Annotated in this window: 14 protein-coding genes; all 14 read right to left on the bottom strand. The window is 70.9% G+C overall.

Features of this window, described 5'->3' with window-relative positions; genetic code table 11:
- A partial coding sequence (locus IRZ18_06295; protein MBX5476717.1) for a hypothetical protein occupies positions 1–165 on the bottom strand: 165 nt, incomplete at its 3' end.
- An 11-nt stretch (positions 166–176) separates the two neighbouring features.
- Positions 177–527, bottom strand: coding sequence for a stage V sporulation protein AE (spoVAE, locus tag IRZ18_06290; GenBank protein ID MBX5476716.1), 351 nt, complete (start codon positions 525–527; stop codon positions 177–179).
- A gap of 33 nt (positions 528–560) precedes the next feature.
- A complete protein-coding gene (gene spoVAD / locus IRZ18_06285) occupies positions 561–1,592 on the bottom strand; it encodes a stage V sporulation protein AD (protein ID MBX5476715.1) in 1,032 nt (343 codons plus the stop codon).
- Between the two features lie 11 nt (positions 1,593–1,603).
- Complete coding sequence (gene spoVAC, locus IRZ18_06280; GenBank protein MBX5476714.1) at positions 1,604–2,065, bottom strand: stage V sporulation protein AC; 462 nt, start codon at positions 2,063–2,065, stop codon at positions 1,604–1,606.
- Between the two features lie 3 nt (positions 2,066–2,068).
- A complete protein-coding gene (locus IRZ18_06275; GenBank protein ID MBX5476713.1) occupies positions 2,069–2,278 on the bottom strand; it encodes a dodecin domain-containing protein in 210 nt (69 codons plus the stop codon).
- 256 nt (positions 2,279–2,534) lie between these two features.
- A complete protein-coding gene (locus IRZ18_06270) occupies positions 2,535–3,245 on the bottom strand; it encodes a sigma-70 family RNA polymerase sigma factor (GenBank protein MBX5476712.1) in 711 nt (236 codons plus the stop codon).
- Positions 3,242–3,709, bottom strand: coding sequence for an anti-sigma F factor (locus IRZ18_06265; GenBank protein MBX5476711.1), 468 nt, complete (start codon positions 3,707–3,709; stop codon positions 3,242–3,244). Before IRZ18_06265 ends, IRZ18_06270 begins: the two co-directional genes overlap by 4 nt.
- Complete coding sequence (locus IRZ18_06260) at positions 3,706–4,047, bottom strand: anti-sigma factor antagonist (GenBank protein ID MBX5476710.1); 342 nt, start codon at positions 4,045–4,047, stop codon at positions 3,706–3,708. Before IRZ18_06260 ends, IRZ18_06265 begins: the two co-directional genes overlap by 4 nt.
- A gap of 138 nt (positions 4,048–4,185) precedes the next feature.
- A complete protein-coding gene (locus IRZ18_06255; protein ID MBX5476709.1) occupies positions 4,186–5,379 on the bottom strand; it encodes a D-alanyl-D-alanine carboxypeptidase in 1,194 nt (397 codons plus the stop codon).
- A gap of 51 nt (positions 5,380–5,430) precedes the next feature.
- Positions 5,431–6,858, bottom strand: a complete 1,428-nt coding sequence (locus IRZ18_06250) for an L-seryl-tRNA(Sec) selenium transferase (protein MBX5476708.1) — start codon at positions 6,856–6,858, stop codon at positions 5,431–5,433.
- A complete protein-coding gene (locus tag IRZ18_06245; GenBank protein MBX5476707.1) occupies positions 6,855–7,781 on the bottom strand; it encodes a prolipoprotein diacylglyceryl transferase in 927 nt (308 codons plus the stop codon). The genes IRZ18_06250 and IRZ18_06245 overlap by 4 nt, the downstream gene beginning before the upstream one ends.
- A gap of 76 nt (positions 7,782–7,857) precedes the next feature.
- Positions 7,858–8,742 carry a site-specific tyrosine recombinase XerD gene (gene xerD / locus IRZ18_06240; GenBank protein MBX5476706.1) on the bottom strand — a complete coding sequence of 295 codons (885 nt, stop codon included), beginning with the start codon at positions 8,740–8,742 and terminating at the stop codon, positions 7,858–7,860.
- A gap of 159 nt (positions 8,743–8,901) precedes the next feature.
- Complete coding sequence (ald, locus tag IRZ18_06235; GenBank protein ID MBX5476705.1) at positions 8,902–10,017, bottom strand: alanine dehydrogenase; 1,116 nt, start codon at positions 10,015–10,017, stop codon at positions 8,902–8,904.
- 129 nt (positions 10,018–10,146) lie between these two features.
- Positions 10,147–10,788 (bottom strand): hypothetical protein, encoded by a 642-nt coding sequence (locus IRZ18_06230; protein MBX5476704.1) that lies wholly within the window; start codon positions 10,786–10,788, stop codon positions 10,147–10,149.
- Positions 10,789–10,804 lie beyond the last annotated feature (16 nt).

Below are 10,804 nucleotides of genomic sequence, written 5' to 3'. Positions count from 1 at the left end.
GAAGAGGCCGCGGACGGCCAGGAGCCCCGCCCGCCGCCCCGCGAACTCGATCTCCCGCCAGATGACGTCGCAGCTGACCCCGAGGCCGAGACGTTCCCGAAGCCAGTCGCGGTTCAGGTCGAGGCGCCGGTTGACGGGCGTCGGCGCGACCGCGCTCGTGACCATGCGGAGACCCCTCAACCGCGCGGATTGAAGATGGCGGCGACGAGGAAGCCGAAGAGCACGGCCGCCGTGACGCCCATGGCGGTCGCGGCCAGCCCGCCCGTGAACAGGCCGACCCAGCCGGTGCGGGAAGCGTCCTGGATGATCCCCTGGACGAGGGCGTGGCCGAAACCCGGCAGCGGCACGCTGGCACCCGCCCCCGCGAACTGGATGAGCGGTTCATACAGGCCGAGCCCGCTGGCGACGGCACCGAGGATCACGAACAGCACCATCGTGTGCGCCGGCGTCAGCGGCGTGCCGTCGGCCACGATCTGCGCCGCGACGCACAGAAGGCCCCCGACCACAAACGCCCAGACGTAGTCCACGTCGCCGTCCCCCCGTTCACGCCGGTCCGGGTCTCATTCCCCGCCGCCCGGCGCCTCGATCACCACGGCGTGCGCCACGCACGGGATCGCCTCGCCCTGCTGGTAGGTCGTCGGGCTGTGCAGGGCGCCGGTCGCCACCAGCAGGACGCGGCGCAACTCCCCGCTGGCCAGCCGCTTCCAGATGTGGGCCGCCACGGTGGATCCGCTGCACGCCGCGCCGCTGCCCCCCGCGTGCACGTCCTGCCGCTCGCGGTCATAGAGGAGCAGGCCGCAGTCCTCGTGCACGTCGTCGATCCGGTAGCCGCGCTGCGACAGCAGTTCCCGCACGAGCGGCGTGCCCACCGCGGCGAGATCGCCCGTGAGGATCATGTCGTAGTCGTCCGGGGCGCGCCCGGTGTCCCGGAGGTGGGCCTCAATCGTGTCGGCGGCCGCCGGCGCCATCGCGGAGCCCATGTCAAAGGGATCCTTGACCCCGTAGTCGACCACTCGCCCCGGCGTGGCCATCGTCACGCGCGGCCCGTCGCCCCCTCCGCAAAGGAGGAAGGCTGCCCCGGCCGTCGCCGTCCACTGCGCCGTGGGCGGGCGCTGGTTGCCGAACTCCGTGGGAAAGCGGTACTGGCGCTCGGCCGTCTCGTGGTGGCTGGACACGCTGACGAGCGCCCGCCGCGCATACCCGCCGTCGACGGCCATCGCCGCGAGGGTGAGCGCGGCCGTGAGCGTCGCGCACGCGGAGAACAGCCCGAACGTCGGGATGTCGAGATCCCTCGCGGCGAAGCTGGTCGAGACGATCTGGTTGAGGAGATCGCCGCCGAACATGAAGTCGACGTCGTCCGTGCTCCACCCGGCCTTGCGCAGCGCGTGCGCCACGGCGCGCCGCATGAGCTCGCGCTCCGCGCGCTCCCACGACGCCTGGCCGAGCAGGCTGTCCGGATCGACCTCGTCGAACTCGTGGCCGAGGGGTCCCTCGCCTTCCATCCGGCCGCCGACGGCGGCCGCCGCCACGAGGCGCGGTTCCGCGCGAAAGCGGATCGTCCGCTCGCCCACACGGCGGCCCGCTTCCTGCATGGTGGACGGCATCAGCGCGGCCCCCCGTGCACGAGGAACCAGACGAGACCGACGGCGAACGAGACGACGATGCCGTAGACGATGACCGGGCCCGCCACCTGGAACATGCGGGCTCCGACGCCCATCACCCAGCCCTCGCGCTTGTACTCCATCGCCGGCGCCACGATGGAGTTGGCGAAGCCCGTGATCGGCAGCGCCGCGCCCATGCCGGCCAGGCGAACGAGCTCGTCGTACACGCCCAGGCCGGTGAGAAGCGAGCCGATCAACACCATCACCGAGGCCGTCGGCACCGCGGCCTGATCGGCCCGCATCCCCTGGGCCATGAAGAACTTCAGCACCACCTCACCCACGGTGCAGATGGTGCCGCCCACAAGAAAGGCCCAGAAGAGGTTCCGGGCCCAGGGCACCGGCGGCTTGGCCTTCTGCTGCTGCCGCCGGTACGCCTCCGCTTGCGCTTGGCTCGCTCTGGCCATGACCTACCGCTCCCGGTCGACGGCGTAGGCGATCTTCACGTTCGCCTTGTACTCGACAAGCTTGCCGTTCTTCACGTTGGCAGTCAGGTTGTACACTTCGACGCCGGTGATGCCGTCGATGGTCTTCGCCGCCTCCTGCACGGCGTTTTCCACCGCCTGCTGCCAGCCCTGGGGAGAATCGCCGACGAGCTCCAGCACTTTCACGACCTCCACCGACCCTCACCTCCCGCGAGGCTAGAATCTCCACCGTGGAGCGGCGGTATGCGGATCAGCACGGCGCCGCTGGGCGGAGGGGCCGGCGCCGGGCGAGACAGCGCGTGCCAGAGCCACGCGCCGACGAGCAACGCGAGGATCCACAGAAACACGCGTCCGACGCGGCGCGCGAAGCGATCGCGCGCGTGCACCGTCGCCACCCCCGCCGTTAGGATCGACGGAGGCGCCGGGCAGGATACGCCGCGACACGAAGGCGTTACGGCCGCACGGCTTCTCGGAGGCGCTCGAGGATGCGCCGCTCCAGGCGCGAGACGTGCACTTGCGACAGGCCGAGACGGCGGCCGACCTCCGCCTGGGAAAGGCCGCCGAAGTACCGGAGCGCGATCAGGCGCCGCTCGCGATCGTCCAGGCGGGCGAGGATCTCCCGCACGGCGTGGCGCTCGATCCACTCCGCTTCAAACGAGGGTTCCGCCGGCACTTCGGGCGTGACGGCCTCGTCCTCGGGCGCGGGCTCGAGGGACGCGGCCGGCCGTCGCGCGTCGAGCAACTGGGCGAGGTCGCCGCTGTCGACGTCGATCGCGGCGGCCAACTCCCGCAGCGACGGTTCGCGACCCAGCGACTGCGCCAGCTCGCGCGCCGCCGCGCGCGCTCGCTGCGCCAGGCGCGCCGCGCCGCGGCCGACGTGCGCACCGGATTGCAGCCTGTGGAAGCAGGCGCGGACCTCGCCGAGAATGTACGGCACGGCGAAGCTGGAAAAGCGCACGCCCCTTCGCGGGTCGAAGCGGTCGATGGCCTGGATCAGGCCGAGGATGCCCGCCTGGACGAGGTCCTCCGCGTCGCTGGCGCCGGGGAAGCGGCGGACCACGTGATGGACGAGGCCCATGTGACGCGTGACGAGCTCCTCGCGCGCGCTCGCGTCGCCGGCGGCGAGGCGGGCGAAGAGATCCTCGTCGCTCGCGTGCGTCACGCCTGACGCTCCTCGCCGTTCGCCGGCTGAAGCGCGGCCATGCGCGGGCGCTTCGTCATCGTGACGACGGTGCCCGCGCCGGGCTGCGACCACACCTCCACCCGGTCCATGAAGTTCTCCATGAACGTGAAGCCGAGGCCCAGGTGGTCGGGGTCGTCGGACGACGTGTAGGCGGCCTGGCGGGCCTGCTCGACGTCCTCGATGCCGACGCCCCAATCCTGCACGCGGACCCCCACCTCGCCGTCCTCGATCCACGCTTCGATCCGCACCTTGCCCGGCCGCTCCGGATAGGCATGCAGCACGCAGTTCGTCACCGCCTCGGAGACGGCGACCTTCAGCTCCTCCAGCTCGGCGAGCGTGAAGTCCAGCTGGCTCGCGAACGCCGCGAGGCTGACGCGCGCCACGCCGACGTTCGCGGCGAGGCTGGGCATCTCCAGCGTCAAGTGGTTGTCACGTTCGCTCATCCCACGGCCACCTCCAGCGCCTCGGCTTCGCTCGACACGATCGGCATGAGGCTGGGGATGCCGGCCAGCTCCAGCACGGCCAGCGTGCCGGCAGGAGGCGCCACCAGCACCATCGAGCGGCGCGCGCCCTGCAACCTGCGGTACCGCCCCAAGAGGGCGCCCAGGCCCGTGCTGTCCACGAATCCCGCCGCGGTCATGTTGACGATGAGGCCCTTTGCGTTCGTGGCGTCCAGCCACTCGTCCACGCTCCGCCGGAACGTCTCCGCGCTGCGGACGTCCAGGTCGCCTTCGAGCCGGACGACGAGGCGGTCGCCGACGAGTTCGCGCTCAAGCCGCAATTGCGCCCACCCCCGTCAACCGCCTCTTCGTCGCACGGAAACGATATCCTGCAAAAAGAACGAGCGCGCGAGAGCTCGCGCGCTCGACACAATCGACGATTTCCGCCACTTTTCGCCAAATACGATGTCAGGAGGCGGCTACCAGGGCCAGGCGGCCTCCAGAATGCGACGGAACAGCAGCCCATAGCCCGCCCTCGCGCTCGCTTCGGCCGCCACCAGCGGTTGTTGCCGGACCACCTTGCCGTCGACCTTGACCGTGATCGTGCCGAGCCTCTGCCCTGCGGCCACCGGGGCCTCGACGCGCGCGGGCAGGCTGACCTCCTGCGTGACGCGCTCGCGTTGCCCCTTCCGCACCGTCACGGCCACGGCTTCGGGGCTGACGGCCGCCACCTGGCGCACCACGCCCTTGTCGACGGCGACGGCGCGCAGCACCTGGCCCGCCTTCGCCACGGGGACCGTTTCAAAGTTGGCGAAGCCCCAGTCCAGCATCTTGCGGACATCCGCCCAGCGCTGGTCCGATGTCGACGCGCCCAAGACGACCGCGATCAGGCGCGTCGAGCCGCGCACGGCCGTGATGCTCACGCTCCAGCCGGCCTGGCTCGTCCAGCCGGTCTTCAGGCCGTCGACGCCAGGGTAGCGTTTGAGGAACGTGTTCGTGCTGACGAGGATGAACTCCCGCGGCGGGGCCCGGAACGGCGCCATCCACGTGCGGGTGAGCTCGAGGATCTCCGGGTGGTGGGTCACGAGATAGCGCGACAGCAGCGCGATGTCGTACGCGCTCATGACGTGACCGTCCGCGTCCAGGCCATGCGGGTTGCGAAAGGAAGAGTCCTTCATCCCGATCTTCTCGGCGAGCGCCTGCATGCGCTTCACGAAGGCCTCTTCCGAGCCCGCGACGTGCTCGGCCACCGCCATCGCGGCGTCGTTGGCCGAGGCCACCGCGACGGCTGCCGTCATCTCCTTGAGAGAGAACGTCTCCCCAGGGGACAGGAACACCTGAGAGCCGCCCATGCTCGCCGCGTGCTCGCTGGCCGTGACGGTGTCGTCCCAGTGGACCTCCCCGTTCGCGACGGCGTCATAGAGCACGGCGAGCGTCATCAGTTTCGTCACGCTCGCCGGGTTGCGTTTGTCATGCGGGTTCTTCGCCAGCAGGATGTCGCCGGAGTTGGCGTCCATGAGCACGGCGGACGGCGACGCGATCTCGGGCGCGCCGGGCGCTTGCGCGGTCACGTTTCCCTCGGCGAGGGCCGCGGGCGGAAACGCGGCGCACGTCACGGCGATCGCGAGGGCCAGGGGCCCGAACCGACGCCACCATGCACCAAGACGAGGCACCCTCATCCCTCCCTCATGTCTGTGGAGTAGGATGCCCGTCGCGGTGAAGCGTTAGCCGGGCGCGCGGGACGATTCGCCGGGCGACAGCGCGCGCGCGAAAGCGAGAACGATCGCGTCGTCGTCGTCCGGATCCAGCGTGCGCGGGTCCACAAGAATCGCTTCCCCGGCGACGCGCACGACGACCGCCGGATCCCCGCGGCGCAGCCGGCGCGCCGCCTCCGCGGCGCCGAGGCGCACGGGCCGCACGGCGACGACCGTGGTGGGCATCTCTCGGGCCGGCGCCGAGCCGCCGCCCGCGACCGATGCGCCGGCGCGCGTGTCGACGCCGGCAGCCGGGCCCAGGGCCTCGCGCAACCGGGCCGCCAGCGCCCGCGCGCGCGCCGCCAGCGCTTCCGCCGGCATCGCGAGCATGGCGAGCGCGGGGATCTCGGCCCGCGCGTTGTCCGGATGCAGGTACGCGCGCAGGGTGGCGGTCAACATCGCGAGCGTGACCTTGTCGACGCGCAGCGCGCGGTAGAGCGGGTGGCGCGCGCAGGCGCGGACGAGATCCGCCCGCCCTGCGATGATGCCGCACTGCGGGCCGCCGAGGAGCTTGTCGCCGGAGAAGGTGACGACGTCCGCGCCGGCCGCCAGCGCCTCCGCGACCGTCGGTTCGCCGGAAAGCGCCGGCACGAATTCGGGCGCCAGCGCGCCGCTGCCGAGATCGAACAGCACGGGCAGACCCCGCTCCCGCCCGAGGGCAGCCAACTCCTCGAGCGACGCGTCGTGCGTGAAGCCCGCAAGGGTGAAGTTGCTGCGGTGCACCTTGAGCAGCGCCGCCGTCGACGGGCCCAGCGCCCGCTCGTAGTCGCGCGCGTACGTTCGGTTGGTGGTGCCGACTTCGCGAAGAATCGCGCCCGACGCCGCCATGACCTCGGGCACGCGGAACGAGCCGCCGATCTCCACGAGCTCGCCGCGCGACACGACGACCTCGCGCCCGGACGCGACCGCGGCGAGCAGCAGGAGGACGGCCGCCGCGTTGTTGTTGACGACGAGGCACGCCTCGGCCCCGGTCAGGACGCGGAGGAGGTCGGCGACGAGGTCGCTGCGGTCGCCCCGTTCCCCCTCTTCGAGGTCGAATTCGAGGTTCCAGTATCCCCTCAGCGCCGCGACAGCCTCCAGCGCGGCCTCCGGGAGGGGGGCGCGGCCGAGGTTGGTGTGCAGGACCACTCCCGTGGCGTTGATCACCCGGCGCAGCCGGCCGCGCCACAGCGATTCCAGACGGGCGGCGAGCGCCTGGCCGAGGACATCGCGAAACGAGGCGCCCGCGGGCAGCACGACCTCCTCTCCCGAGCGGAGCCGCTCCCGCCACTCGCCGACCAAAGCCTGAGCGAGCCGCGTGCGGACCGGCGCGGCGATGCGGTCGGCCCAGGCCGCGACGGCCGGGTGCGCGAGCAGGTCATGAACCGCGGGGAGGTCGCGCAGGCCCGGCGCCGTCACGCGCGCGACTCCTCCCCGGGCGCGTTCCCGCTCCCCTCACCGCCCGGTTCCCCCGGTTCCGCCGTCTCCGCGGCCTCCGGTGCGCTTCCCTCCGGCGCAGGCGCGTCGCCGGCGGGGCCGCGCGCATCGTCCTCCGCGGCCGGGTGGCCCGGCTCAGGACGCCAGTGGAGGTCCAGCCGCTTCGAGCGGACGAGCATCCAGAGGGCGAACGCCAGGATCGGTAGCGTCACCCACTGCGTGAGCGTCATGAAGCCGATGCCCCACTCTTCGTTGACGTACTGAATCACGTAGAGCGGGTTGTCCCGGAACGTTTCCTCGACCGCGCCCCGCAGGAGCGTGTACGCGGCGAGGAATGACCAGAACCGGTACCCGTCCGGCGTCTCCCGGCGCGACTGGTAGACGTACAGCGCCAGGACGAGGAGTCCGATGGCCGACCCGTACAGCTGCGCAGGGTGGCGGGCCCCCCCGAGGACGGCCGCGGGGTGGCCGAGGATCTCGCGGTTGAAGATGTTGCCGATGCGGACCAGCGCGATGCCGACCGCCACGCCGGGCACGGCCCAGTCCAGGAGCGGGCTGACCGGAACCCGGTACCGGCGCGCGTACGCGGCCACGCCGAGGACGCCGCCCAGGAGCGCGCCGTGGATGGAGAGCCCGCCGTGATCGACGCGGATGATTTCGGAAGGAAACTGCAAGAAATACTGTGGGTTCGTCAGCACGTACATCAGGCGGGCGCCGACGATGCCGCTGATGATTCCGGCGAGGCTGACGTTGTAAAGGAAGTCTTCACTGAGGCCGCGGCGCCGGCCGAAGCGGACGAAGAAAAAAATGGCCACCGCCATGGATATGGCCATGAAGAATCCGTACCAGCGCACACCGAACGGCCCGATGTGAAAGACGTACGGATTGATGCCAGGAATATCCACGCTTCCGCCTCCCAGTGGAGTCTAGCACCGGGGGCTTCCACCGGCAACGAAGCGCAGAGCCCCGGCGCCCAGAGTCCTACGCTCTGGGATGGGCGCGCGCGTAGACGTCCTTGATCCGGTTCTGGGTCAGATGCGTGTAGATCTGCGTCGTGGAGATGTCGGCATGGCCGAGCATCTCCTGCACGGCGCGCAGGTCCGCCCCGTTCTCCAGGAGGTGCGTGGCGAACGAGTGGCGCAGGACGTGGGGAGTGATCGGCTTTTCGATGCCAGCGTCCTTCGCGTATTTCTTGATGAGCTTCCAGAATCCCTGACGCGTCAGCCGGCCGCCGTGATGGTTGACGAACAGCGCCGTCTGGCGAGGATCCTTGACGAGGCCCGGGCGGCCCGCTTCCAGGTAACGCCGAACGGCGCGCACCGCCACGGAGCCGATCGGCACGATCCGCTCCTTGGACCCCTTGCCGACGCAGCGAAGGTAGCCGAGGTCCAGCGAGATGTCGTCGCAGTTGAGGCTGACGAGCTCCGACACGCGGATGCCGGAAGCGTAGAGCAGCTCCAGCATGGCGCTGTCCCGCATCCCCGCGGGCGTGGAGCTGTCCGGCTGCGCCAGCAGCAACTCGATCTCCTTGACGGTGAGGACATGGGGCAACCGCTTCTTCTGCTTCGGCGATTCGAGCTCCACCGTGGGGTCATGCGCCAGGCGCTGGGATTGCACGAGGTACTGGTAAAACGACTTCAGCGCCGCGAGACGCCGCGCGACGGTCGACGTCGCCCGCCCTTGGCGCTCCAGGGAGACGAGGTAGGCCGCCACCGCCTGTCGCGTCGCCGCCGTGGGTGTCTCGTTCCGCCGGGCGAGAAACCGTGCGAAATCCCGAAGATCCCGCCTGTAGGAGTCCAGCGTGTTGTAGGCCAGCCCCTTTTCCACGCGGAGGTACTCCAGGTACTCGTCGATCATCGCATCCATCGGTGGTCCCCCCTAGCCGGTGGTAGCGTGACCCACGGCAGGCAACTCTATTCAGTGCCCCGTGTATTCAACATAAGACATATCGGTCCTGCAACCGCGGGCCCTCGCGGGGGGATGGCCAGGCGGGCGCCGCGGTCTGAACTTGCGGCGCCCCCGTCCTCAGATGACTTGCTCCAGAGGGGTGTACTCGAGCCCGTGGGCCTCGGCCACCGCGCGATAGACCACCCGACCGGCGACGATGTTGACGCCGCGGGCGAGGCTGGGATCCTCGTCCACGGCCTGGCGCCAGCCCTTGTCCGCGATGGCCAGGACGTACGGGAGCGTGACGTTGGTGAGGGCGAACGTGGACGTGCGCGGCACGGCGCCCGGCATGTTCGCGACCGCGTAGTGGACGACGCCGTGTCGGACGTACGTGGGTTCCGCGTGCGTGGTCACACGGTCGGAGGTCGCCACCACGCCGCCCTGGTCGATGGCCACATCGACGATGACAGAGCCGGGGCGCATGCTCCGCACCATGTCCTCCGTGACGAGGTGCGGCGCCCGAGCGCCCGGGATCAGCACGGCGCCGACGAGGAGGTCCGCGCTGGCCACCGCGGCGGCGATGTTGTGCGCGTTCGACATGAGGGTCGTCACCCGCGCGCCGAAGAGGTCGTCGAGCTGGCGGAGCCGCTCCGCGTTGATGTCGATGATGGTGACGCGGGCGCCCATGCCGACGGCCATCTTCGCCGCATTCGTGCCGACGACGCCGCCGCCGATGATCACCACGTGGCCCGGAGCCACGCCGGGCACGCCACCCAGGAGGACGCCCGAACCGCCCTGCGGCTTTTCGAGGAAGTGGGCGCCGATCTGGACCGCCATGCGACCGGCCACTTCGCTCATCGGCGTGAGCAGCGGCAGCGAGCGATCCGGCAATTGGACCGTCTCATACGCGATCGCGACGACCTTCTTCCGCAGGAGACCGTGCGTGAGCTCCGCATCCGGGGCGAGGTGCAGGTACGTGAAGAGGATCTGGTTCTCGCGCAGGCGCTCGACCTCGACCGGCTGGGGTTCCTTGACCTTGACGATCATCTCCGCCTGGGCGAAGAGCTCGTCCGCCGAGGCGAGAATGCGCGCGCCGGCCGCCGCGTACTCCTCGTCCGAAAAACCGCTGCCGGCTCCGGCTCCCGTCTCGACGAGGACCTCGTGGCCGTGCGACCGCAGCGCGTGGACACCCGCGGGTGTCAACGCGACGCGATTCTCGTACGCCTTGATTTCCTTCGGTACGCCGACGATCACTCCGTAACCCCCCGCGGCCGGAACCCGACCGGCCAAGTGGGCCCTGACGGCCCGTTTCCAGGACAAATCCCACGCCAGTATACCGCTCGGCGAGTTCCGTCCTCAATGAAAAGATGGGAGGCGGAGACATCACGGCGCGAGGGAGCGGAGGACCGCGCGCAGCCCGGCAGGCGCCAGGTAGGCGTCGAGGAGGCTCGCCGCCAGGACGGCCAGGCCGGCCGCCGCCGCCCAGGGCGCGTGAGCGGCGAGGGCGTCGGGCCAGGCGACTCGCGGCCCACCGGTCCGCTGGCGGGCGAACCGCCAGGCCAGGCGCCACGACGCCCCCGCCAGCCCGACCCACAAGGGCAGCAGCACGGCCTGCGCCGGGAACAGGGAGACGCCGACAATCGCCATGCCAGCCCAGCCGCCCTCATAGACCAGGAATCCCGTGGCGAAGCCCAGGGAGAAGCCGCGCGCGAACAGCACCGCCGGCACGACGGCGAGCCCAAGCGCCGTGAACGCGAACGCCCACAGGAGCGCAGCCGTCGCCGCGTGGACCTCCAACGCGCGCGCGAACACCGTGGAGGCCGCCGGCCACGCCGTCCCCGTCGCTTGAAAGATGCTCTGGAGGTCGTCGACGAGGCGCGCACGCCCGGCGGGCCCGATGCCGCCCACGGCCAGCGCCCCGACGACGCACCCCACGAGGAGCCAGGCCGCCGCCGCGAGATACTCGAGCGCGTGCCTCCGCAGCGCCGACGACGTCCGCCGTCCCCATGCCATCCCCGCGCGCACGGCCCGTCCCTCCCAC

The sequence above is a fragment of the Clostridia bacterium genome, from assembly GCA_019683875.1.
Classification (GTDB): domain Bacteria; phylum Bacillota; class Sulfobacillia; order RBS10-35; family Bu92; genus Bu92.
This window is presented reverse-complemented; position numbering and strand designations above follow the sequence as displayed.